This window comes from Pseudomonas retamae (genome assembly GCF_043496865.1).
GTDB lineage: Bacteria > Pseudomonadota > Gammaproteobacteria > Pseudomonadales > Pseudomonadaceae > Aquipseudomonas > Aquipseudomonas retamae.
This window is the reverse complement of the sequence record NZ_JBIEIL010000004.1, coordinates 66,406-91,437: the sequence shown is the minus strand read 5'-3', so window position 1 is coordinate 91,437 and position 25,032 is coordinate 66,406. Positions and strand designations below refer to the sequence as shown.

At 61.2% G+C, this 25,032-nt stretch carries 17 protein-coding genes; 5 read left to right on the top strand and 12 right to left on the bottom strand.

Annotated elements, in window-relative coordinates; genetic code table 11:
- Positions 1–45: 45 nt before the first annotated feature.
- From ACGSLL_RS09295 to prmA, 7 genes are all read right to left on the bottom strand, one after another.
- On the bottom strand, positions 46–2,823 hold the full coding sequence (locus ACGSLL_RS09295; RefSeq protein ID WP_394505160.1) for a hybrid sensor histidine kinase/response regulator: 2,778 nt from the start codon (positions 2,821–2,823) through the stop codon (positions 46–48).
- 99 nt (positions 2,824–2,922) lie between these two features.
- Positions 2,923–4,218, bottom strand: coding sequence for a phosphoribosylamine--glycine ligase (purD, locus tag ACGSLL_RS09290; RefSeq protein ID WP_394505158.1), 1,296 nt, complete (start codon positions 4,216–4,218; stop codon positions 2,923–2,925).
- 163 nt (positions 4,219–4,381) lie between these two features.
- Positions 4,382–5,989, bottom strand: coding sequence for a bifunctional phosphoribosylaminoimidazolecarboxamide formyltransferase/IMP cyclohydrolase (gene purH, locus ACGSLL_RS09285; RefSeq protein WP_208938890.1), 1,608 nt, complete (start codon positions 5,987–5,989; stop codon positions 4,382–4,384).
- Positions 5,990–6,072: 83 nt separating this feature from the next.
- A complete protein-coding gene (gene fis / locus ACGSLL_RS09280; RefSeq protein ID WP_002555375.1) occupies positions 6,073–6,393 on the bottom strand; it encodes a DNA-binding transcriptional regulator Fis in 321 nt (106 codons plus the stop codon).
- Positions 6,390–7,400, bottom strand: a complete 1,011-nt coding sequence (dusB, locus tag ACGSLL_RS09275; protein WP_394505155.1) for a tRNA dihydrouridine synthase DusB — start codon at positions 7,398–7,400, stop codon at positions 6,390–6,392. Before dusB ends, fis begins: the two co-directional genes overlap by 4 nt.
- Before the next feature lie 184 nt (positions 7,401–7,584).
- Positions 7,585–8,829: a DUF3426 domain-containing protein gene (locus ACGSLL_RS09270; protein ID WP_394505153.1), complete on the bottom strand. Its 1,245-nt coding sequence runs from the start codon at positions 8,827–8,829 to the stop codon at positions 7,585–7,587.
- A 30-nt stretch (positions 8,830–8,859) separates the two neighbouring features.
- Positions 8,860–9,738 (bottom strand): 50S ribosomal protein L11 methyltransferase, encoded by an 879-nt coding sequence (gene prmA, locus ACGSLL_RS09265; RefSeq protein WP_394505151.1) that lies wholly within the window; start codon positions 9,736–9,738, stop codon positions 8,860–8,862.
- A 192-nt stretch (positions 9,739–9,930) separates the two neighbouring features.
- Between prmA and ACGSLL_RS09260 the strand changes: the two genes are divergently transcribed.
- Positions 9,931–13,887 (top strand): type III effector 1, encoded by a 3,957-nt coding sequence (locus ACGSLL_RS09260; RefSeq protein ID WP_394505149.1) that lies wholly within the window; start codon positions 9,931–9,933, stop codon positions 13,885–13,887.
- Between the two features lie 63 nt (positions 13,888–13,950).
- Here ACGSLL_RS09260 and accC read toward each other — a convergent pair whose 3' ends face one another.
- From accC to gcbA, 5 genes are all read right to left on the bottom strand, one after another.
- Positions 13,951–15,306, bottom strand: coding sequence for an acetyl-CoA carboxylase biotin carboxylase subunit (accC, locus tag ACGSLL_RS09255; protein ID WP_203420579.1), 1,356 nt, complete (start codon positions 15,304–15,306; stop codon positions 13,951–13,953).
- A gap of 17 nt (positions 15,307–15,323) precedes the next feature.
- Entirely contained in the window at positions 15,324–15,782 is a 459-nt protein-coding gene (gene accB, locus ACGSLL_RS09250) for an acetyl-CoA carboxylase biotin carboxyl carrier protein (protein ID WP_093105137.1), read from the bottom strand.
- Positions 15,783–15,830: 48 nt separating this feature from the next.
- Positions 15,831–16,283, bottom strand: coding sequence for a type II 3-dehydroquinate dehydratase (aroQ, locus tag ACGSLL_RS09245; RefSeq protein WP_394505145.1), 453 nt, complete (start codon positions 16,281–16,283; stop codon positions 15,831–15,833).
- A gap of 242 nt (positions 16,284–16,525) precedes the next feature.
- The gene (locus tag ACGSLL_RS09240) at positions 16,526–17,569 is read right to left on the bottom strand and encodes a methyl-accepting chemotaxis protein (RefSeq protein ID WP_394505895.1); all 1,044 of its coding nucleotides are present in this window, start codon (positions 17,567–17,569) and stop codon (positions 16,526–16,528) included.
- Between the two features lie 954 nt (positions 17,570–18,523).
- Complete coding sequence (gcbA, locus tag ACGSLL_RS09235) at positions 18,524–20,194, bottom strand: diguanylate cyclase GcbA (protein WP_394505143.1); 1,671 nt, start codon at positions 20,192–20,194, stop codon at positions 18,524–18,526.
- Between the two features lie 424 nt (positions 20,195–20,618).
- Between gcbA and ACGSLL_RS09230 the strand changes: the two genes are divergently transcribed.
- The 4 genes from ACGSLL_RS09230 (at position 20,619) to speA (ending at position 24,939) form a co-directional block, all read left to right on the top strand.
- A complete protein-coding gene (locus tag ACGSLL_RS09230; protein WP_090281066.1) occupies positions 20,619–21,686 on the top strand; it encodes a DUF2333 family protein in 1,068 nt (355 codons plus the stop codon).
- Between the two features lie 3 nt (positions 21,687–21,689).
- Entirely contained in the window at positions 21,690–22,247 is a 558-nt protein-coding gene (locus ACGSLL_RS09225; protein WP_394505140.1) for an NUDIX hydrolase, read from the top strand.
- 187 nt (positions 22,248–22,434) lie between these two features.
- Positions 22,435–22,806 (top strand): translation initiation factor Sui1, encoded by a 372-nt coding sequence (locus ACGSLL_RS09220; protein WP_007914613.1) that lies wholly within the window; start codon positions 22,435–22,437, stop codon positions 22,804–22,806.
- A gap of 219 nt (positions 22,807–23,025) precedes the next feature.
- On the top strand, positions 23,026–24,939 hold the full coding sequence (gene speA / locus ACGSLL_RS09215; RefSeq protein ID WP_016771856.1) for an arginine decarboxylase: 1,914 nt from the start codon (positions 23,026–23,028) through the stop codon (positions 24,937–24,939).
- Positions 24,940–25,032 lie beyond the last annotated feature (93 nt).

The window sequence follows — 25,032 nt, the reverse complement described above, 5'->3', positions numbered from 1 at the left end:
GGGGGAATCGTAAGGAGTCTATCAGGCACCGCAAAGCCTGTCGGCTTACGAAGGTTGCGTCGAGGTGCGGTTCTGCTGGTCGCGCTGGGCCACCCAATGTTCGATCAATTCGCGTAACTGCGACAACTCGACCGGTTTCGACATGTGCCCGTCCATGCCGGCCTGGCGCGCGCGCTCCTTGTGCTCAGCGAGAATGTGCGCGGTCAGCGCGACGATCGGCGTGCGAACACGCTGGTTGCTGACTTCCCAGGCGCGCAATTGTTGAGTCGCCGAAAAACCGTCGAGGATCGGCATTTCGCAATCCATCAGCACCAGGTCGTAGCGCTGGGCTTTCATCGCTTGCAGCGCTTCTTCGCCGTTGGCGGCGGTGTCCGGTTGCAGGTTGAGCTTGCCGAGCATGCCGCGAATCACTTTGGTCGAAATGGTGTTGTCCTCGGCCACGAGGATGCGGAAATCGCTGGGTACTTTCGCCGCCGTGGCCGCCGTGAGCACTTGTGGCTGGAACACGGTCTGGCCTTTGTTGCGCTGGTTGAGTTCGTCGGCCAAGGTGGTTTTCAGGGTATAGCCTGCCACCGGTTTGGCGAGGATGCGTTTGATCCCAGAGTTGCGCGCAATGATCTTGCTCGGTGCGTTGCTGATGCCGGTGAGCATGATCAGCAGGATGTCGTGATTGAGGCTCGGGTCTTCCTTGATTTTGGCGGCGAGCTGCATGCCAGTCATGCCCGGCATGTTCTGGTCGAGCAGCACCACATCGAAATAATCGCGCAGGTGCGCCTTGGTGCGTAGCAGGGCCAGCGCTTCCTTGCCTGACGGCACAGCGCTGACATTCAAGCCCCAGGCACTACACTGCTGGACCAGCACTTTGCGGCAGGTATCGTTGTCATCGACCACCAGCACCCGCGCGCCCTGCAGCGGGCTGTCGAGGTCCGAGGTCGGGTGTTCGAGGCGATCGGGATCCAGCGGCAGCGTCAGCCACAAGGTACTGCCCTGCGTCGCGCCGCTCTTGATGCCGAATTCGCCGTGCATCAAGCGGATCAGTTGCCGCGCGATGACCAGACCCAGATTGCCGCCCAGGCGGTTGGCCGACAGGAAGTGCTTGCTGTGCAGTTCGGCGTGCATCAGCGCGTCGCGTTCTTCCTGCTCCATCGGCTGACCGCTGTCCTGCACGGCTATGCGCAGACGCGGCTTGGTGCTGCGCTCGTCAAGGGCGACAACGATCAGTACTTCGCCTTCGTCGGTTTTCTTCAGCGCGTTCTCAAGCAGGCTCAGCAGGGTCTGGCGCAGACGCGTCGGGTCACCGCTGATGACTCGTGGCACTTGCGGCTGGATAAAGCTGATCAGCTCGACGTTCTGCTGCTCGGCCTTGGCGCGGTAGATGCTCAGGCAGTCGTCGATCAAGGCATTGAGGTCGAATTGCACATCGTCCAGTTCGATCTGCCCGGACTCGAGCTTGGAGATGTCGAGAATTTCGTTGATCAGCGTCAGCAGTTCATTGCCGGCGCTGTGGATGGTCTGCACATAGTCGCGCTGCTTGACCGACAGCGGGGTGCCCAGCAGCAGTTCGGTCATGCCCAGTACACCGTTCATCGGCGTACGGATTTCATGGCTGATCTTGGCGAGGAACTCGGCTTTGGCGTTGATCTCGGCATTGCTCGCGGCCAGATCGCGACTGACGCTGAATCGGCTTTCGGTGATGCTGCGCTGACGCTCACCCAAGGCGATGCTCATCAGCAGACCGCTGATGCAGATGAACACCATCAGGGTCATGATCAAGCCTTGCGGCGACACCAGCGTCAGCCCCAGCAGCGCCGGCAGAATGATCAGTGTGCCGATGTTGAACACCACCATTGCCGCGACGAACAGCCGCGCCGGGCGGTAGCCTTTCTGCCAGTGGTAGAAGCCGACGAACAACATGCTCAGGCCGGCCAGTGCCACCAAAGCGTAGGTGATGATGTTCAGCGGCAAGGTGTTGACGAACAACAGCAGCAGGCTGCACGTGACGATGAGCAAAATGTCGCCGAGCAACAGTTTGTTCAGCGGGTGCGGGCCGAGCGGGGCGAAGTAACGGTAGGCGAACATCAACCCGGCCGGCGCGGTCAGCAGCAGCGCCAGGTAAGCGCCAGGGGTCTGCACCGCATGCCAGTTCGGCAGCCACGGCCCGGCGAGGTTGAGCAGCAGCAACAGGCTCAGGCCCAGCAAGCCCTCGCAGACTGCCAGCCACAGACTGCTGCGCGAACGCGAATAGGCGTAGCGCACCAGATTGTGCAACAGCAGCATGGCCAGACAGCCGAACAGCAGGCCGAACAGCAGCGTCTGATTGTGATCGGCCGCGCTCATCACCGCCGATTGCAGGGTGACGTGCGGGCGCAATTGATGATCGGAGACCATGCGCAGATAGACATCGAGCGGTTTATCGCTCTGCGGCAGCGGCAGCATGAAGTCGCTGCTCGGCAGCGGTCGCTCGGCTTGAGGCTGGTCGGTGCCGGTGTTGCGTTGCTCGATCAACTTGTCGCCGTCGAGCACATACAGATTGAGCTGTGAAAGGTCGGGGGCAAAGATGCGCAGCACTTGCTCGTGCTTGCCCGGCGCCAACCTGAAACGCAGCCACAAGGCGCCATCGGGCGCGGACGCGGTGAGGCGCTCGAGATCGATAGGGCTAAATTGATTGGTGTAGCGAGCGGAGCGGATATCGCTCAGTTGCAGACTGCCCTGATCGTCAAGCAATACCGACCAGCCACTGCCTTGTCCGGCCAGGGCCGGGAGCATGCAGAGCAAGGTCAGCAACGTGACGGTGAAGCTTATGGCAATCCTGAGCCAGCGCACGGCGAAATCCCTTCGTAGGTTGATGCCAGAATATAACGATGCGCGGCGGCGGAACAGCCCGGCGAGGAACGGCATCCCTCGCCGGGCGTGGGCCTTAGCTTATTGCTGGGTTTCGCCACGTTCACGGGCAATGGCGCGATAGCCAATGTCCTTGCGGTAGAAGCAGCCTTCCCAGTCGATGGCCGCTGCCAGCTTGTACGCCTGCTGCTGCGCTTCACCCACGGTCGCCCCCATGGCAGTGGCGCAGAGCACGCGACCGCCGGCTGTGACGACGGCGCCGTCTTGCAGCGCGGTACCGGCGTGGAAGACTTTACCTTCCAGCTTCGCTGCCGCGTCCAGACCATTGATCGCCGCGCCCTTGGCGTAGTCGCCCGGGTAGCCACCGGCTGCCAACACGATGCCGACGCTCGGACGTGGATCCCACTGCGCTTCAACCTTGTCCAGCGCTTGCGCCAGTGCGGCTTCGACCAGCAGCACCAGGCTCGATTGCAGGCGCAGCATCACCGGTTGGGTTTCCGGATCGCCGAAGCGGCAGTTGAACTCGATGACTTTCGGATGACCGGCCTTGTCGATCATCAGGCCGGCATAGAGGAAACCGGTGTAGACGTTGCCTTCATCGGCCATACCACGCACGGTCGGCCAGATCACCTGGTCCATCACGCGCTGGTGCACGTCGGCGGTGACCACCGGGGCCGGGGAGTAAGCACCCATGCCGCCGGTGTTCGGGCCGCTGTCGCCGTCGCCGACGCGTTTGTGGTCCTGACTGGTGGCCATCGGCAGGACATTCTTGCCGTCGACCATGACGATGAACGAGGCCTCTTCGCCGTCGAGGAATTCCTCGATGACTACGCGCGAACCGGCATCGCCAAACGCATTGCCGGCGAGCATGTCGCGCACGGCCTCTTCGGCTTCAGCCAGGGTCATGGCGACGATTACACCTTTACCGGCCGCCAGGCCATCGGCCTTGATCACGATCGGCGCGCCTTTTTCACGCAGATAGGCCAGCGCTGGCTCGATCTCGGTGAAGTTCTGGTAGTCGGCGGTCGGGATCTTGTGGCGGGCGAGGAAATCCTTGGTGAACGCTTTCGAGCCTTCGAGCTGCGCAGCACCGGCGGTCGGGCCGAAGCAGTCCAGGCCACGGGAGCGGAACAGATCGACGACGCCCGCGACCAGCGGCACTTCCGGGCCGACGATGGTCAGGGAGACGTTTTTCTCGGCGAAGTCGGCCAGTTGCTCAAGGGCCAGCACGTCGATGGCGACGTTCTCACACTTGGCTTCAATTGCCGTACCGGCGTTGCCCGGCGCGACGAAAACCTTCTGCACACGCGGATCCTGAGCCACTTTCCAGGCCAGAGCGTGTTCACGGCCACCGCTGCCAATGATCAAAACATTCATTTCAAAAACCTCGGATGACGCTAATTCTGTTGAGCGCCGCAGGGACGCTGATCGTTCCCACGCTCTGCGTGGGAATGCCTCTACGGACGCTCTGCGTCCGAGGGACGCGGAGCGTCCCGGGCTGCGTGCCCACGCAGAGCGTGGGCACGATCAAGCAAAATAATCAGTGACGGAAGTGGCGCATGCCCGTAAAGACCATCGCGATACCGGCCTCGTCGGCTGCGGCAATCACTTCAGCATCACGCATCGAACCACCCGGCTGGATTACCGCGGTGATGCCAACCTTGGCCGCGTTATCGAGACCGTCGCGGAACGGGAAGAACGCGTCCGAGGCCATGACCGAACCGGCCACCTGCAAACCTGCGTGCTCAGCCTTGATCGCGGCGATACGCGCCGAGTTTACGCGGCTCATCTGGCCGGCGCCGACACCGATGGTCTGACGGTTCTTGGCGTAGACGATGGCGTTGGATTTAACGTACTTGGCGACTTTCCAGGCGAAGATCAGGTCGTGGATTTCCTGTTCGGTCGGGGCACGTTTGGTCACGACTTTCAGGTCATCGGCGCTGATCATGCCGATATCGCGGCTCTGCACCAGCAGGCCACCGTTGACGCGCTTGTAGTCCCACGCGGCGGCGCGGTCTGCCGACCATTCGCCGCAGGCCAGCAGGCGCACGTTGGCTTTGGCGGCGACGATGGCGCGGGCTTCTGCGCTCACGCTCGGGGCGATGATCACTTCAACGAACTGACGCTCGACGATCGCTTTAGCGGTCTCGGCATCCAGTTCACGGTTGAAGGCGATGATCCCGCCGAAGGCCGATTCGGTGTCGGTGGCATAGGCCAGTTCGTAGGCCTGACGGATACCGCCTTCAGCGTCCGGGCTCACGGCAACGCCACACGGGTTGGCGTGCTTGACGATCACGCAGGCCGGCTTGACGAAGCTCTTCACGCATTCCAGTGCGGCGTCAGTGTCGGCCACGTTGTTGTAGGACAGCTCTTTGCCCTGCAGTTGGGTCGCGGTGGCGATGCCGACTTCGGCAGGCTTGGCTTCAACGTAAAACGCCGCGCTCTGGTGCGGGTTCTCGCCGTAGCGCATTTCCTGCGCCTTGATGAACTGGCTGTTGAAGGTGCGCGGGAATTCGCTGCGGCCTTCGGTGCTCAGGGTTTCAGCCGCCTGATTCACGGTGCCCATGTAGTTGGCGATCATGCCGTCGTAGGCCGCTGTGTGTTCGAAGGCCTTGAGCATCAGGTCGAAACGCTGGGCGTAGGTCAGGCCGCCGGCTTTCAGGCTTTCGAGCACGCTGGCGTAGTCGCTGGCATTTACCACGATCGCCACGTCTTTATGGTTTTTCGCCGCCGAACGGACCATGGTCGGGCCGCCGATGTCGATATTTTCGATCGCGGTCGGCAGGTCACAGCCTGGCTTGTTGATGGTGGCTTCGAACGGGTACAGGTTGACCGCGACCAGATCGATCGGCTGGATGCCGTGCTCGCTCATGATTGCGTCGTCGATCCCGCGACGACCGAGGATGCCGCCGTGGATTTTCGGGTGCAGGGTTTTCACCCGGCCGTCCATCATCTCGGCGAAACCGGTGTAATCCGCGACTTCCACTGCGGCAACGCCGTTGTCGCGCAGCAGCTTGAACGTTCCGCCGGTGGAGAGGATCTCGACGCCGAGCGCTTCCAGCTCCTTGGCGAATTCGAGGATCCCGGTCTTGTCGGAAACGCTGATCAAGGCGCGGCGGATCGGCAGGCGGGTAGTCTGGTCGGTCATCTCAATTTCCATCAAAAGCAAAGGAAGTCAGCAAAAAAGGCGACCGTTTTTTACGCGGGCGCCTTTCTGGTTTGATTGAATGCTTACAGCAGATCGTACTGCTTGAGTTTCTTGCGCAGCGTGCCGCGGTTGAGTCCCAGCAGCTCACTGGCCTTGGTCTGGTTGCCCTTGACGTAGTTCATCACGCTTTCGAGCAGGGGAGCCTCGACTTCGGAGAGCACCAGGTTGTACACATCCGTGACGGACGCGCCCTCAAGGTGGGCGAAATAATTGTGCAGCGCCTTCTCGACACTGCCGCGAAGGGTCTGGCCTTCTTCGCTCGGCGTGTTGAGGTGCTGTTTCAAATTCACGTTGTCGCTCACGGGTGTTGTTCCACTCACTAAAGTCTCGGTCATCATCGTCATGCGGCCACCCCTTCTTCGTCCCCTGTCAGGCTCTTGTAACGCTCGGCGAAGAACTCCCGAACGTTGGCGCATTGTGTTTCCGTACCATCCAAACGATTGAAACGGGCGCGAAACTCCCTGGCGCCCGGCAAGGTTGCGAGATACCAGCCCACATGCTTGCGCGCTATGCGCACGCCCATCACATCCCCATAGAAAGCGTGAAGGGCGGCCAGATGTTCCAGCAGAATGCGTTCCACCTCGATCAGCTCCGGCGCCGGCAATTTCTCGCCGGTCCGCAGGAAATGATCGATCTCGCGAAAAATCCATGGCCGCCCTTGAGCGGCGCGACCCACCAACAGGCCATCGGCACCGGTGGCATCAAGCACGTATCGGGCCTTCTCTGGCGAATCGATATCGCCATTGGCGAAAACCGGAATCGACACTGCCTGCTTGATCGCGGCAATCGTGTCGTATTCGGCTTCCCCGGTGTACAGATCGGCGCGCGTGCGGCCATGCACGGCCAGCGCGGTGATTCCGGCCTGTTCGGCGATTTTCGCCACGGTCAGGCCGTTCCTGTTCTCGCGATCCCAGCCGGTGCGAATCTTCAGCGTAACCGGCACATCCACTGCAGCCACCACGGCCTGCAGGATCTCGGTCACCAGTGCTTCGTCTTTCAGCAACGCGGAGCCGGCGGCCTTGTTGCAGACTTTCTTCGCCGGACAGCCCATGTTGATATCGATAATCTGCGCACCCAGCTCGACGTTGGCCCGGGCCGCATCCGCCAGCATCTGCGCATCGCCACCGGCGATCTGCACCGAGCGTGGCTCGGGATCACCTTCGTGGATCATGCGCATGCGCGACTTGCGGGTGTTCCACAGGCTCATGTCACTGGTGACCATTTCCGAGACTACAAGCCCTGCGCCCAGACGCTTGCACAGCTGACGAAAGGGCTGGTCGGTGACGCCCGCCATCGGGGCGAGAATCAAGCCGTTCTGCAATGTGTATGGGCCGATGCGTACCGCCGACATAGGACTTCCCTGAGGTGGGGCCGGATCATGAGAGTTCGAAAAAGGGTTGGCATGATACCCGCTCTCGATGACTGGTTAAAGGCTGAATTGAACAAAATCTGAACAGTAATTTTGTTATCGCCAGTGGTTTGGTCGAGCGCGGCGAAGTCAGAAAACCGCCGTCAACGCACAAGCTGCGCGGACTTCACTCTGGAGAGTGGAAGCTCAGGCTGTAATTCACCGCTTTCGGGCCTGGATCAAGGATGTCCAGTGCGATGTGGATCGGCGTCTGCGGCGGCATCTCCGGCAGGCCTTCAAGATCGCCCTTGAGGTATTCGCCGGGTTTGAAGCGACGACTGGCGATCAGATGGCCGTTGAGGTCGGCAAAGCGCAGCTCCAGCAAGGGGAACGGTTGGGAAAAGGTAGCCCGGTTGTAGATAATCGCATCGACCACCAGCGCACCGTTGAACTCCGGATGGCTGCGCACCACCAGATTGCTGCTCTTGATTCTGGCAATGTCGACCTTGGACGGCACCGTGCAGCCGAGCTGCGGGCAGATCTGCTGGAACCACGGGCGGTATTGATCCTGCCGTGCCAGTTCGTCGAAATGGTAGGCGATGTATTGCGCCGCCAGACCGCCCGCCGCGATCAGCACCAGCAGCAGCCAGAGCAGGCGCCGGCCCCAGGGCGAACGGCGTTTTTGCCAGTCGAGTTGCAGCGGGTCGTCGGTCAGGTCTTGCAGAACTTCGGCGCGTACACCGGGTTCTGCGCGCTCGCGCTTTTTGCGCAGCGGCGCGATCGACGGCAAATCGTCATCATCGCTGTCGTCGCTGGTCGACAGCCGTTCACGGCGGGCATTCGGGTCGATCGGGTCGTGCAGGCGCAACTGCGGAATGCGCGGCTCGTCATCGAGATCCACCGGTTCCAGCGACAGCGAGGGTTCGGTGCGCTCGGGTTCGAGGGTTTCGATGTCTTCGATGTCCGGCTCGACCTCCGACAGCGGTGTGCGCTCATCGGCAGGTTCGCTGAACAGGCTGCCGGGCCATGCCGCGTCATCCGGTTCGGGGCTGTCGCGGCGCGCACTCAGGGCGTCCTCGCGCGAACGCCCCAGTTCGGTAGTTGGCTGGATTTCGCGTTGCTCGAGGCGGGCCAGTTCCTGATCCAGGTCGAGATTGTCGAGATCCAGTTCCGAGGCGTTCCATTGTTTCTGGCTGATCGCGCGCGGTGCTGGTGTTTTATCGATAGAAGGCGATGGCGCTTCAGCCAGCGGCGGCGCAACGGGCGTCAGCGCATCCTTGCCGGCGTGTTGTTCAAGCAGCTGTTTGGCGGCGTTGAACACTTGCAGGCAGGAGCCGCAGCGAACCACCCCGCGGGCCACGCTCAATTGGGCATGGCTGACGCGGAAGCTGGTTTGGCAATGCGGGCACTGAGTGACGAAGCTGTCGGTCATGCGGCGATCCGGTGTATGCAGGCGCTCATATTAGCGCCGACGGCCAGTGATGCGCACCCAACCGTCGCGATTGGCAATCGGGTCGAGGTCGAAGTCCTGTGCATAAGCGGCGGCGACTTCGTCACCTTGTTCGGCGAGGATGCCCGAGAGCGCCAGACGCCCACCGGTCTTGACCAGCCCTGACAGTTGCGGCGCCAGCGAAACCAGCGGGCCGGCGAGAATGTTGGCGACCAGCACATCGGCTTTGACCTGCGGCAGATCTTGCGGCAGATACAGCGGGAACAGTTCGTCGGCGATATGGTTACGCCCGGCATTGTCGCGCGACGCTTCCAGCGCCTGCACGTCGATGTCGGTACCGACCGCTTGTTTCGCGCCCAGCAGTAACGCCGCGATCGCCAGAATCCCCGAGCCGCAGCCGAAGTCGAGCACGTTGCAGTCTTTCAAGTCCTGGCCGTCGAGCCATTCCAGGCACAGCGCGGTGGTCGGGTGCGTGCCGGTGCCGAAAGCCAGGCCCGGGTCCAGCAGCAGGTTGACCGCATCAGGCTCGGGCGCGGCGTGCCAGCTCGGCACGATCCACAGGCGCTGGCCGAAACGCATCGGCTGAAAACCGTCCATCCAGCTGCGTTCCCAGTCCTGATCTTCGATCACTTCACTGTGATGCTCGGGCAACGGGCTGCCCGTCAGCAACTCCAGATGAGCCAGAACCGGCGCCGGTTCAGTGCCACCTTCGAACAGCGCCAGCAGATGGGTGTGCGACCACAGCGGGGTGGTGTTGAGCTCCGGCTCGAAGATCGGCTGGTCTTCGGCGTCCATGAAAGTCACCGACACGGCGCCCACTTCAAGGAATGCATCCTCGTAGGTTTCGGCTTGTTCCGGGGTGATGGCGAGACGGACTTGCAGCCAGGGCATGGCGGTTACCTTCGAAAATCTGTGGAGCAGCCCGAAGCTGCAAAAGCGCGCAGTTTACGCCAGGTCGCCGGCAAAGTGGACAAGCCGCTTTGCTGTTACACATTGGCCGGCGCGATATACCCGTGTATCGCCTTGACGCGTTTGCCGGCAAATACAGTAAAGGCTCATTTCTACGCAACGACGGGCTGGGATATGGCGAGTCAACAAGGGATTGTAGAAGAAACGGCAAGCGCCGCTGCGTCCACCGGGACGGTGCAGGAGGTTCTGCTGCGCATCACGCGCTGGCAGGTGCTGCTCGACAAGCGTCTGAGCAGCCAGATGAGCTTGCTGGAGGCCATGGAAGATTTCGCATTGACCGAACTGCGCAGTCATTACCCTGATGGCAATATCGATCCGGGATTTGTGCAGGCCCTGCTCGATGCGATTCTGCAAAAAATCATCGATGGCAAACCGCTGATGTACCTGGCGATCCGCGATTCGCCGTACCGCTGGCCGGGTGCTACCGACCGGGCACTGCCAGCCAGCCATCGTGAAGCGGTCACCCAGACAGTGAAACGCGTTGCCGGACATTTCCTTGGTCAGTACAAAAGCTATCTGCGAGAACACTGGCAAACCAAGGGGCTTGAGGCTGCGTTCGATCGTTTGGTCTTGCGCAAGCTGCAGCGTTTTATCGACGACATCGACGCGCTGTTCAAGGCAGACCGGCTCGCGGCGCTGACACTGGATCAATTGTACAGGCACATCGAAAAACTCGAGCAACGAAGCACTCGCCGGTATCGATTGACCTCGCTGGCCACCGGTGCGGAAAAGAAGATGCTTCAGGCGCAGTCATTCGCGCAGTTACCGCATTGGCTGCGAGTGCTGAACGAACCGGATCGCACCAGGTTGCGCATGTATCAGCAACAGACGGCGCTGGCGCAGACGGCGCTCGATGGTCTGCTGGAAGGCTACGGATCGTTGCGCGCCTATGCCCGTCAACAAACGATCGATTACGTCCTGCTCAAGCTCGACATGGAAGTGGAGCCAGACCGGATCGAGGTGCGCTTGAAATGGCGTTCGGCCGTTGGCGAGCCGACGCAGAACCGCAGCCTGAGCGAATTGCTCGCAGCGGGGCCGATCGGTAAGGATTTTGCTGCGGTGCTGGACGTTACCAGTGGTCCGGCCAAACGTAATCAGCCTCTGGAGCCGACGTTTGTTGCCGACATGCTGGCAGAGCAGGACTATCCGGCGGATTACCTGCAAGTCCTCGCCGAACAGTATGAGCGCGATGACGTACAGGCAGCCTCGCTCGACTGGTTTGCCGCGCGGCTCAAGCAAAGCGCTTTCATTGCGCGTTGCGCGGGGCATTTGACGGTGGCCGACCATGAGCGTCTCGAGCAGGCGTGGGCGGCGGGCGTCACGAAAGCAACTTTGCAATTCGCCGCGCTGACGCTGCCCAACGGCATGCACTGCGCTGACCTGCTGGTGTGTTATCGCGAGCAGACTGCGCAATCGGTGGAGGATCTCTTGCTGTACGCGCCGAACAAGCCAGATGGCCAGGAGTGGGTGCGGCTGCGTTCGCTGGCGGCATTGAGCGGCGAAGTCTGGAGCTGGACGCAGAACGAATCCGGGCGCGAATACCTGTTGCAGCAACTTTCGCCGACTGCACATCGCGCAGCGCGGGATTACCTGTTGGCCGCGTCGGCGAGCCCGGCTCTCTGGGGAATGACCAGCGACATCCGCCGTGCCCCAACCTCGTTCGCCGAATGCGTCGAGGCAGCGGTCAAGATGGGGCTGGCGAAAAATCTGCAGCGTGTTGAAGAAGACAATTCGCTGCGCCGGTATGCGACGCTTGGCCTTGAAGCTCGCCGACGTATCAGCAGTCTGAATCAGGAGCTGGTGGTGCATCAGCAGGCTTTCAATGAATTGCTGGGCGGTTTCGAGGTTTTCGTCGACTTCGCCAGGCGCACGGTTGCCGCGGCGATTGCGCCGTACATGCGCAGCAAGAATGTGCTCGAGCCGGTAGACCCGGCGACCGTATTGATCGATTACAGCCCCGGCGTTGCCGACCGCAGGAAGCAGACATCAGCCAGCCTGCTCGATCTGGCGATCTACGGCTACGATGACAACGCTGGCATCGAACATCCGAAAAGAGGTGTGCGCTCGTCAGTCGGCCAGGATCTGAGCCAGGTCCGCAGCGCCGATCTGGCGCGGTACATGCGTGGAGCCTGGCTGGGTGAAAGGTACGCACAAGAGATCCGCGGCCAATATCTGGACGCTCGCGATGAAGTCTACGAATCGCGTCGGTTCGGCTACCGCAATGTGCTGCTCTCGAAGATGGATCGTGATTTACGTATTGCCAGGAGTCAGGCGCGATTAAGCGACGCGGTGTATTCAGCTCTGGTTCGTCAGGTTTCGCTGTTGAGTCAACTGCCTGCGCCGGGAGCACGTTTGCCGGGCGCCGACATTGCCATGAGTGACGGCGTGTTCAGGTTTACGGTGCGCCATAACGTCGTGCTCGGGGTGTACGTTTTTATCTGCTCCCACCCCGAACCGTCCCGGTGGCTGTACACGCCGGACGCGCCCGACGGCCTGACGGTGCGTCCGTATCTGTCACTGGAGGGCGACGTTGCCGCTACATTGCATGACTATCTGATGGCGCGCAGCCCCGTCGCTGCGCGCAATACTGTGTCGCGCTCATTGCATGCCATCGCGGCAAAGAAACAGCGCGTCGACACACTGTACGAAGCGCAGCGACTGAGGGATGCACGCGGCGAGTTCAACGCTTACATCGAACGCACGGTCACCGACGTGGAGGACATCACCACCAGCCGCGCGGAAATGATCGAGAGGCAAGTGGTCAAGGGGCTGATGTTCGGCGCTGCACCGTTTTGCATGGTGTTTCCGCCGTTTGCCTTGCTGCTGGATATCGTGTTCATCGCGGTCAGCGCCAGCCAGGCAGTCGCGGCGCACCTGGAGGGGGATGTCGATCGCGCGCTCGGTCATTGGCTAGAGGCATCCTGGGGAGCGCTGTTTGCCATGGTTGGCGCCGGCAGTTCAGTCAAGTTGCTCGCCGGCACGGCCAGAAATTTGAAGCACACGACGCGGCCGGTCTCCTTGTTGGCCGAACGCTTTCAAGCCCTGACGCCAATTCGCAAGGAAGCGCTGCCGACGGTTCGGCAAGTGCGTTTTCGCGCCGGGCAGGCAGTCAGCAAGGCGCCCGAACATTTGCAGCAGGTCATTGAAGAAGGCGTCTTTTTCGGCACCTGGCGCAGTCCGCCAAGTGCTGGACAGCCTCAGCCGACCTATTACATCCGCACCAGAGGCCGGTATTTCCAGGTCAGGGAAAACCCGCATTTCGGCGGGCTCAGCCTGATTGATGCCCGGCGTCCCACTGCCTTCTATCAGCGGCCCATCCGATTGACCGCGAGCGGCAAGTGGACACATGACCGGGTCGGGCTGCGGGGCGGCAATGATCAGGTGCGCAACCTTGGCCATGTGAGCAATCTGCGCAGCGCGTTTCCCGGGCGTGTCGAACCGGTGCTCAACCGCGGGGCGATGCAGGGGGAGGCTGTGGTGGCAAAGTTCATTGCCGGGTCCGGGGACAATTATCTGTTTTCGTTGAACGCGCAGACCTGTGTGATCGCCTCGCTGTACAACCCGCTGACGAAGGTTGGCGCGGTTATCCATTTCGATCACAACATTCGCTCGCTGATCGAACGCGCCGTCCGGGATGTGATGACGCGCCTGGGAGGCTCCGCCAAGAATGTTCGCGCCACGCTGGTGGGCGGAGACTGGCTGACTGGCGCGGACATCGGTGGATCGGTCAGGAGCGTATTACGCCAGCAAGGGCTGCGGCCGACCTGGGATTATTGGTCGTATTCTTCTTGCCTCGGTAACAACTATGCCGTGTCGTTGAATTTGCGTAATGGTGTGTCCACCGTGTTCAAGACTTCCGCCAGTCAGGTTGAGCGGTTGTATACGCCGGTTTTGCAGCGGGCGCGGTATGCCAATGACGCGGTCTCGACGCGCGCGACGAGCTTTATGCAGCGGGTGCGCAGCAAGCCGTTGTATGAGAATGGCTCGGGCAACGTCGTCGATCAGGCCGGCCGTCGCGCCACCGCGGCGATGATCGAGGAGCAGGCTTTCTCGACGGTATTGATGAACTGATGTGTTTGTTGCAGGCATAAAAAACCCGATCGCAAGGATCGGGTTTTTCACGCCGGTGCAGTCTTACGACTGTTTGGCCAGCTTGTGCTCAAGGTAGTGAATGTTCACACCGCCTTTGCAGAAGCCTTCGTCGCGGACCAGATCACGGTGCAGCGGGATGTTGGTCTTGATCCCGTCGACCACGATTTCGTCCAGGGCATTGCGCATGCGCGCCATGGCTTCGTCGCGGGTCGCGCCGTAAGTGATCAGCTTGCCGATTAGCGAGTCGTAGTTCGGCGGAACGGCATAACCGCTGTACAGATGCGAATCGACGCGTACGCCGTTGCCACCTGGTGCGTGGAAATGCTTGACCGTACCCGGGCTCGGCATGAAGGTTTTCGGGTCTTCGGCGTTGATCCGGCACTCCAGCGAGTGACCGCGGATCACCACGTCATCCTGAGTGAACGACAACTTGTTGCCAGCGGCGATGCTGAGCATCTCCTTGACGATGTCGATACCGGTGACCATCTCCGAAACCGGGTGCTCCACCTGAACACGGGTGTTCATTTCGATGAAGTAGAAACGACCGTTTTCGTAGAGGAACTCGAAAGTGCCGGCGCCACGGTAACCGATGTCGATGCACGCCTTGACGCAGCGAGCCAGTACTTCCTGACGCGCTTTCTCGTCGATGCCCGGTGCCGGCGCTTCTTCGAGAACCTTCTGATGACGACGCTGCAGCGAGCAGTCGCGGTCGCCCAGGTGGATGGCGTGGCCCTGGCCGTCGGACAGTACCTGTACTTCGACGTGGCGCGGGTTAGTGAGGAATTTTTCCAGATAGACCATCGGGTTGCCGAACGCCGCGCCTGCTTCGGTGCGGGTCAGTTTGGCGAAGGCGATCAGGTCTTCTTCCTTGTGCACGACACGCATGCCGCGACCACCGCCGCCGCCAGCGGCCTTGATGATCACCGGGTAGCCGACTTCGCGACCGATGCGCAGCGCCGTTTCTTCGTCTTCCGGCAGTGGGCCGTCGGAACCTGGAACGGTAGGAACGCCTGCTTCGATCATCGCGTGCTTGGCCGAGACCTTGTCACCCATCAGGCGAATGGTTTCGGCTTTCGGGCCGATGAAGGCGAAGCCGGAGTTCTCGACCTGCTCGGCAAAATCGGCGTTTTCCGCGAGGAAACCGTAGCCTGGGTGAATGGCGGTAGCGCCAGTCACTTCAGCGGCGGCGATGATGGCCGGGATGTGCAGGTAAGACTGAGAGGCAGACGCCGGGCCGATGCAGACGGATTCGTCTGCCAGACCCAGGTGCATCAGCTCTTTGTCGGCCTTGGAGTAAACGGCGACGGTCTTGATGCCCATCTCTTTGCAGGCACGCAGAATCCGCAGGGCGATCTCACCGCGGTTCGCGATCAGAACTTTTTCCAACTTCGCAGTCATCAAAGGCTCTCCGCAGTTCAAACGATGGTGAACAGCGGTTGGTCGTACTCAACCGGCTGGCCGTCTTCGACGAGGATGGACTCGATCACACCGCTGGTTTCAGCTTCGATGTGGTTCATCATCTTCATGGCTTCGACGATGCACAGGGTGTCGCCTTTCTTCACGGTCTGGCCGACTTCAACGAAGGCTGGCGAGGCTGGCGAAGATTTGCGATAGAAGGTGCCGACCATCGGCGAACGGGCAACGGTGCCATTCAACGCCGGGGCAGCAGCGGCAACCGGGGCGGCAGCAGCGACTGGAGCGGCGGCAGGTGCGGCAGCCGGAGCCTGCATCGGGGCCGGCGCGTAGTACTGCTGAGCCGGGGTCTTGCTGTGACGGCTGATGCGTACGGACTCTTCGCCTTCCTTGATCTCGAGCTCGTCGATGCCGGACTCTTCCAGCAATTCGATCAGTTTCTTAACTTTACGGATATCCATGAATCATCAACTCCCAAGGGTCGGTCAGGGGCGTTTAACGCTTGTTGTTCAAGTCGTTGCCTGTGTTTCAAGCTGTTCTAGCGCGGCCTCCAGGGCCAGTCGGTAACCGCTGGCGCCAAGGCCGCAGATCACTCCCACCGCTACGTCGGAGAAGTAGGAGTGATGGCGGAAAGGTTCGCGTTTGTGCACGTTGGACAAATGCACTTCGATGAATGGGATGCTCACTCCCAGCAGCGCGTCACGTAATGCGACACTTGTGTGCGTAAAAGCCGCTGGATTGATCAGGATGAAGTCGACACCTTCGCCGCGGGCGGCGTGGATACGCTCGATCAATTCGTACTCGGCGTTGCTTTGCAGATGCAGCAGATGATGGCCGGCTTCGCGGGCGCGACGCTCCAGATCCTGGTTGATCTGCGCCAGTGTCGTCGAACCGTAGGTGCCGGGTTCGCGGGTGCCGAGCAGGTTCAGGTTGGGGCCGTGCAGCACCAGTAGGGTCGCCATCTGCGGAGTCCTTGTCATGAATGAGCAATCGTCAGAACCCGGCGACTATGCCGCAAAGGCTTTGTGACTGTCCAGTTCTATGCAATAGCCAGCACGATGGCCGATGTTTGCGCGAAGTATGTGACCAAGTGCTCTGATCCGGTCATTTGTGGCGCCTGGGCTGACGTCTTCGCGAGCAGGCTCGCTCCCACAGGGGGTTGTGTTTCCATTGTGGGAGCGAGCCTGCTCGCGAAAGCGGTTTATCAGACGCGGAAGGCCTGGACGGCGGTATGCAGTTGTCCGCCCAATACCAGCAAGTTCTCGCCTTGCTCGCGTCCGCGACCAATACGCAGCAGATTATCCCCGCCCAACTGATGAATCCGCTCGCTGTGATCGCGGATTTCGCTGACGGCGCCGCTCTGCTGCGCAGTCACGTCGGCGATGCGGATCGCCGTGTCGGAGATGGTCTGGATCGCCCCGACGATCTTGTCCAGCGCACCGTCCGCCGCTTGCGCCTGATTGGCCGTGGCCTCGGCATGTTCGACCTGCGCACGCATGCCTTCGACCGATTGCCGGGCGGCGGTTTGCAGGCCGGCGATCAGCGTCTGGATTTCGGCTGTGGCGCCGGCGGTGCGTTGCGCCAGTGAGCGCACTTCTTCGGCCACCACGGCAAACCCGCGACCCATTTCCCCGGCGCGCGCCGCTTCAATTGCCGCGTTCAAGGCGAGCAGGTTGGTCTGGTCGGCGATCGAGCGAATCACCGTCAGCACACCGCCGATGGTGGCTGACTCTTCGGCCAGATGCTCGATCATCTGCGCGTTGCCCTGTACCTCGCCGACCAACGCATGCAGACCGGTGAGGCTCTGGCCGATCACCGTCTGGCCATGCTCGACGGCCAGCCCGGCGTGACGGCTGGCGTCCGCTGCCTGCTGCGCATCGCCGGCAACCTGCTGGATGGTCGCCTCCAGTTCGCCCAGCGAATCGCGGATCAGCGCGGTATCACCGGCCTGATGTTCGGCACCGCTGTGCAGGTCATTGCTCAGCTCGGCCAGGGTGCGGCTGCTGCCCGCCACTTGCTCGGCATTGCCGCGAATGGTCCCGACCAGATCCACCAGATAGGCACGCAAGCGGTTGAGCGAGGCTTCAATGTCATGCAATTCGCGGTTGGTCTTGCCCAAGCGGATGTCGCTGCTGAAATCGCCCTCGGCCCAAATTGAAAGCGCCGGTGCGAGGTTGGTCAGGGTGCGCGCCAGGCGCCGCTGCAAGGTATCGATCAGTAGCGCAATCAGTAGAATCAGGCCGATCATCACCCCTTGCATCAGGCGCACTTCGCCCTGGATCTGGCCGTGCTGGGCGCGCACCGCCGGTTCCAGAGCAGCGATGGCTTGTTGCACCGCAGCGATTTTCTGACGGGTCGCGACACTCAAGTCGGTGCGTTTCTGGATTTGTTCGCGGGTGCGCTCAAGCTCCGCCGGGTAACGACCGAGCAGGCTGTTGAGTTCGCGTTTGAGGCCGACGCCAGCGTCTTCGGCGACGGTTTTTTCGCTGTTCTCGATACCCATCATGGCGGCGAAGTCGTCGCTGTCGGAGGCGCTCTGACTGACCACGCCGAGCAAGGGCAGGGCGTCGATGGCTTGCGCCTGGGCGCGAATGTTGCTGACTTCGCGCTCGACATCCGCGGCCAGTTCGCTGCGTCCGCTGCTGACCAGTTTGTCCCGTGCCAGCGAAAGCTTGCCCAGATGCTGCGACGCTACCAGCAGCGGCGTCAGGTAGCTCGCGTTGCCGTTGGCGTAGGTGCTCAATTGTTCGAGGCTGGCGCTCAATTCGCGCTCGGCTTGTAGCAGCAAGGCCTGCGGATCACCGGCCAGTTTGCCGGCGGCGAGCAGGTCAGTCTTGCTGAACTCGGCCAGCCCGGACAGGCTCGGGCGCAGCGACTCGGCCAAGGTCGGCGGTAGTTCAGCGAGCTGGGTTTGCAAGTCGTCGATAGCCTGGCTGGCACTGCTCAACCGCAAGGCGTCGCCGCTGGCGAGGTAATCCTCGACGTTGCGCGCGACCTCGTTCTGAAATTGCTGGGACAGACCCAGGTATCGCTCCATCAGCAGATAGGGGCGCTCCAGGGCTTTTTGCGACCACCACAGCGTGGCGCCGAGTGCCAGGCACACGGCGACCAGCAGCAGCGTATTGAGATTGGTGAGCAACTTCAGGCGCATGACGGCTACCAACGGCAGAAATGGTAAGCGCCTGAATTTATTGCGGTTCTGTTACAAGGTTATGACCGAACCAGTGGATTCCGATGAAAAAGTGGCACTTTGCTTTGAGTGCCGCGCGGTCTGCACCCGATTGCGTCCGGCACCCTTGGCGCGGTAAAGCGCTTCATCGGCCTGACTGGCCATCATCAGGCTGTCGCAGTCGTCGTGCATTTCCACCACGCCGGCGCTGAAGGTGCACCACAAATCCTGCGGCTGCGCCGGGTAGTGGATTTCGGCGAAGCGCTGGCGGATCTCATCAAGCACGTTGTGCGCCGCTTCAATGTCGGTGTCGGGCATGACGATGGCGAACTCTTCACCGCCGTAACGGCCGATAAAGTCGGTCTTGCGCAAGCGCTGCTTGAGAAACAGCGCCAGGCTCTTGATCACCCGGTCGCCCATCGGGTGGCCATGGCTGTCGTTGACCCGTTTGAAGTGGTCGATGTCGAGCATGGCAAAACTCAGCGGCTTGTTCTCGCGGCGGGCGCGGAACGAGCAGTCCTCAAGTAACTGCAGGATGTGCGTGTGGTTGTACAGGCCGGTGAGGCTGTCGCGCACCATTCGTGCTTTCAGATTGCGCGCGCGCGCGGCACGGTTGCGCACCGTGGTAATCAGATGACGTGGCTTGATCGGTTTGGTCAGGAAGTCATCGCCGCCCTCGCTCATGGCGTCGAGCTGCTTGTCGAGATCGTCCTCGGCCGACAGATAAATGATCGGCACGCTGACATAACGGTCATTGTGACGGATCACCTTGGCCAGTTCGGTGCCGGTGCAGGCCGGCATGTACATGTCGAGGATGATCAGGTCGGGCTGGAAGTCCGCCAGTTCGGCCATCGCCTGGATCGGCTCGATCAAGGTGCGGGTGACGATCCCGGCGCTGTTGAGCAGGCGTTCGGTATGCAAGGCCTGGGCGCGCGAGTCGTCGATGATCAGCACTTTATAAGGCTCGTACTGCGCGACGCAGGTGAGCACTTCGATTTTTTCCAGCAGGCTCGACGCTTCGAGGGTGCCGGTAAGAAATTCCTGGCCGCCGGCGCGCACGGCGGCGAGGCGGGTCGGCGTATCGGTTTCATGCAGGCTGAAAAACAGCAGCGGCAACGGCTCGTCGAGACCGACCTGGGCCTCAGCGGCAAGCTTCAGGCCGACGCCGGGACCGCTGAAGTCCACGTCCATGACGATTGCCGCCGGCAGGCGCTCGATCATCGATGAGCGAAACGCCGCAACGCTGTCCAGCGCCTGAGCGCTCAGGCCGAAGAATTCCAGTTGTTTGGCCAGTCGTTCAGCGCGGTCATGATCCTGCAGCAACACGTAAATCGGTTTGCGCAGCGGCGGCAGAAAGGTCTGCTCGAACTGATCGCCATGGCGCAGGCCGGTGCGTGACAATCGCTGCATCAAGCGATTGAGGTCGGTGATCAGCCCGCTGCTGAGGCGCCCGCGATTGGCGTCCACCGCTTCCAGCGACTGGCTGATATGCCGCGCCAGTTGTGTGTGCTCAGGCTGTTCGAAACGTTCGGCGAAACGCAGCAGGCGCAGGTTGGCCTCGCTCAGTTCAGCGAGGTCGACGGTGGACCATTCGCTGCGCTGCAGGCGCTGCCATATCTCGAGAATCTGCCGCGCCTGATGAATTACCCGCTGGGCAAAGTGGTGCTTGAGACGCTCACGGCTGGGGTCTTCTGGCTCGGTCATATCCTGACTACTAGTTAGGCTGCATGCTGAGGTCGACTGGTGGCTCTATGCTAGCACCTCTTTTCCCTTAGACGAGTGTCGTACGTCAATAATCTGATGTGCGACACCATTCAGTTTCTGACCCGTCGGTTCTGTTTCGGCCGCAATCTTGGCTTAAATCCCCGAGCCTCGGGGGCATTGCTGATTAACAAGCTGGATTTCACAGATTCTCGCCCGCACTGGTGTCGCGTGTTTGCGAGTATGTTCAAAACCCTGCCCCAATCGGCAGGGATGTGGTGGTCTAGGGGAATCCCTTAGTCACGATTGAAGCGTCGTTCGCCCGTATCATTTGCGGCTTATCGCAACCGGCCAGTGCTAGGCCAAGGCACGTTGTTGTATGGTTGTGGTCGAACCGTTGAACCCAAGTGATTGAAAGGATATCGCCATGCTGGACTGGAAAAACCGCGCGGGCAGCGCGCCTGAACGTGCCGCCGAGCCCAAGTCGGCCACCCGCAGCTACGTGAGCGGGCTGTTGTTCAGCCGCGCGCTGGCCACGCTGGTCGGCCTTTATCTGCTGGTGACCATTGGCCTTGGCTGGTACTGGAGCCAGGAGCCGGCGCTGTTTCCGGTGGCGCAGAACGCCCAGGTCGCGGCCGAGAAAGAAGGCAAGCAAATGGTCGTCGGCTACACCACGGTGGAAACCCTGAAGACCGTCGCCGGCACCTTGCTCGACAAGCCGGGCGGCTACATTTCCAACGACCGCTTCCCGCCGGGCCTGTGGATGGACAACACGCCGAGCTGGGAATACGGGGTGCTGGTGCAGGTGCGTGACCTGACCCGAGCGCTGCGCAAGGATTTCGCCCGTTCGCAATCGCAGTCGGCCGAAGACGCCGATCTGGCCAAGGCCGAACCGCGTTTCAACTTCGACAATAAAAGCTGGGTGCTGCCGTCCAGCGAGTCGGAATATCAGGAAGGCATCAATTCCCTGAGCCGTTACCAGTCGCGCCTGTCGGACCCGAACCAGAAAAACGCGTTGTTCTACGCGCGCGCCGACAATCTCAATAACTGGCTGGGCGATGTCGGTACCCGTCTCGGCTCGCTGTCGCAACGGCTGTCGGCCAGCGTTGGCCGGGTCAAACTCAATACCGCGTTGAAAACCGAAGTGCCCGCCGTCGGCGAAGTACCGCAGGTTGACGAGGAAGTCGTCGAGACACCGTGGATGCAGATCGACAACGTGTTCTACGAAGCACGCGGTCAGGCTTGGGCGCTGTCGCACTTGTTGCGCGCCATCGAGGTCGATTTTGCCGATGTGCTGGCGAAGAAGAACGCAACGGTCAGCGTGCGTCAGATCATCCGCGAGCTGGAAGCCTCGCAGGAACCGGTGTGGAGTCCTATGATTCTCAATGGCAGCGGCTTCGGCGTGCTGGCCAACCACTCGCTGGTCATGGCCAACTATATTTCCCGCGCCAACGCCGCGGTGATCGATTTGCGTCAACTGCTCAATCAGGGCTGATCAATGAGCCACAACGCCAGGGAGGCAGCCCATCGCGCCGCCTCCGATGCTGAACAGATTGCCTGGGTCGACGAGCACGACAACCTGCTCGGCGCCCTGGTGCGCTCCGACCTGCGCGAGCGCGGGCTGATCGGCCGAGGCACCTACATCATGCTGTTCAATTCCGCCGGTGAGCTGTGCGTGCACCGGCGCACCTTGAGCAAGGCGATCTATCCCGGTTACTGGGATGTGGCAGCGGGCGGCATGGTTCAGGCGGACGAGACCTATGCCGAGTCGGCGGCGCGCGAGCTGGCCGAAGAGCTGGGTGTGAGTGGCGTCGAACTCACCGCTCACGACCACTTCTACTTCGAAGACACCGGCAACCGGCTCTGGTGTTCGGCGTTTTCCGCTGTCTGGGACGGTCCGCTGAAACTGCAGCCGGAAGAAGTCATCGAAGCGCGCTTCATCTCCGTCGAACAGGTCATGCAGGAAATCGAGCAGAAGCCTTATTGCCCGGACTCTCTGGCCGCATTGAAGCGCTATCTCAAGGCGCAACAAAGCGACGTCGCAAAGAACACATGAATTGGCGCCGATTGGCACTTAGCAATCGCGATTTTTGCCGTTACACTGCGCGACCTTTTCAAGCTGTGCCGAGCGCTTTTGCATAAACGTTCGGTGCAGTAGCGCTGCCCCTGCCTGAGTGGGGCTTCGCGGTCGCTGACCTTGCCCAAGGTCGCGATCAGTCTTTGTCCTCCCGAGAGGATTGCCGGTGGCCAAAAAAGCCGCATCCTTCGCCGCCTTGGGCGGCCTGGTATTTTCTACCGACGCAGGTCGTCACTGTCCGGAATGCAGCAAGCCGGTGGACGCCTGTATCTGCAAACAAACCGTGATCCCGGCCGGTGACGGCATTGCTCGCGTGCGTCGCGAAAGCAAGGGACGTGGCGGCAAGACGGTGACCACCATCACCGGCGTGCCGCTGGCCGAAGACGCGCTCAAGGAGCTGGCGACAACGTTGAAGAAACGTTGTGGCACCGGCGGGGCGTTGAAGGACGGCATCATCGAAATCCAGGGCGATCATGTCGAGCTACTGTTGGCTGAGCTGATCAAGCACGGTTTCAAAGCGAAGAAGTCCGGCGGCTAGCAGCCTCTGTGAAACCCTCCGGCGGCTTGATCCGGCTTTGCAGCTTGCAGATCCGGCGTCGTCGCCATGGTTTTCACAGAGCCTGTTCATGACCGGTTTCTAAACTCCACGCAGTCAGTGCGGTCTACCGCCGCACTGACGAACCGTCATTTTCATTCTTTAGACTGCGCCGGCCTGAACTGCAGGCGACGCACTCTGACTTCTTTATAGGGGACTTCGATGTCCGTACGACGCACACGTAAAGACGATGGCAGCCAATGGACAGTTGCGGACAGCCGCAGCGTTTACGGGATTCGCCATTGGGGGGCCGGGTATTTCGCGATCAATGAAGCCGGTCGCGTCGAAGTACGTCCGAACGGCCCGAGCAGCTCGCCGATCGACCTGTTCGAGCAAGTCGACCAACTGCGCAAGAGCGGTTTGTCCTTGCCGCTGCTGGTGCGTTTCCCCGACATCCTGCAAGACCGTGTCCGTCAGCTGACCGGCGCTTTCGATTCGAACATCGAGCGCCTGGAATACCAGAGCAAGTACACCGCGCTGTACCCGATCAAGGTCAACCAGCAAGAAGCGGTGATCGAGAACATCATCGCCACCCAGAATGTGTCCATCGGTCTGGAAGCCGGCTCCAAGCCTGAGCTGCTGGCGGTACTGGCGCTGGCGCCGAAGGGCGGCACCATCGTCTGCAACGGTTACAAGGACCGTGAGTTCATCCGCCTCGCGCTGATGGGCCAGAAGCTCGGCCACAACGTCTTCATCGTCATCGAGAAAGAATCCGAAGTCGGCCTGGTGATCGAAGAAGCCGCCTCGCTCAAGGTCAAGCCGCAGGTTGGCTTGCGCGTCCGTCTGTCGTCGCTGGCCTCCTCGAAGTGGGCGGACACCGGTGGCGAGAAATCCAAGTTCGGCCTGTCGGCGGCACAGTTGCTGTCGGTGGTCGAGCGTTTCCGTGGCGCCGGGCTGGATCAGGGCATTCGCCTGCTGCACTTCCACATGGGCTCGCAGATCGCCAACCTGGCGGATTATCAGCACGGCTTCAAGGAAGCGATCCGTTACTACGGCGAATTGCGCAACCTCGGTCTGCCGGTCGATCACATCGACGTCGGTGGTGGTCTGGGTGTCGACTACGACGGTACTCATTCGCGCAACGCCAGTTCGATCAACTACGACATGGATGATTACGCCGGTGTCGTGGTCGGCATGCTCAAGGAATTCTGCGACGCGCAGAGCCTGCCGCATCCGCACATATTCTCCGAAAGCGGCCGCTCGCTGACCGCGCACCACGCGATGCTGGTAGTGCAGGTGACCGACGTCGAGAAACACAACGACGAAATCCCGCTGATCGAGAACAAGGAAAGCCTGCCGGAAACCGTGCAGTGGCTGGTTGACCTGCTCGGCCCGACCGACATCGAAATGGTCACCGAAACCTACTGGCGCGCCACGCACTATATGAGCGACGTGGCTGCGCAGTACGCCGACGGCAAGCTGACTCTGGCCGAAAAAGCTCTGGCCGAGCAGTGCTACTTCGCCGTGTGCCGTCGCCTGCATAACTCGCTCAAAGCGCGTCAGCGTTCGCACCGTCAGGTGCTCGACGAGCTCAATGACAAACTGGCCGACAAGTACATCTGCAACTTCTCGGTATTCCAGAGCCTGCCGGATACCTGGGCGATCGATCAGGTGCTGCCGATCATCCCGCTGCACCGTCTCGACGAAGAGCCGCTGCGCCGCGCGGTACTGCAGGACCTGACCTGTGATTCCGACGGCAAGATCAATCAGTACGTCGACGAGCAGAGCATCGAAACCAGTCTGCCGGTGCACGCCTTGAATGAAGGCGAAGATTACCTGTTGGGCGTGTTCCTGGTCGGCGCCTATCAGGAAATCCTCGGCGACATGCACAACCTGTTCGGCGACACCGACTCGGTGAACATCTACCAGAACGCCGATGGCAGCGTGTACCACGCCGGCATCGAGACCCACGACACCATCGAAGACATGCTGCGATACGTGCACTTGTCGCCGGAAGAGCTGATGACGCACTACCGCGACAAGTGCGCCAGCGCCCGCATCAGCGCCAGCGAACGCACACAATTTCTCGATGCCTTGCGTCTGGGCCTGACCCGCTCCTCCTACCTGTCTTCCTGAGACCAGGTGGCGATCGCGCCGGGTTGTCCGAAACTTTTCCGCAAGCTGCGGAAAATTCGGAAGACCCGGTGGGATATCTCTCAAAATCTGCGC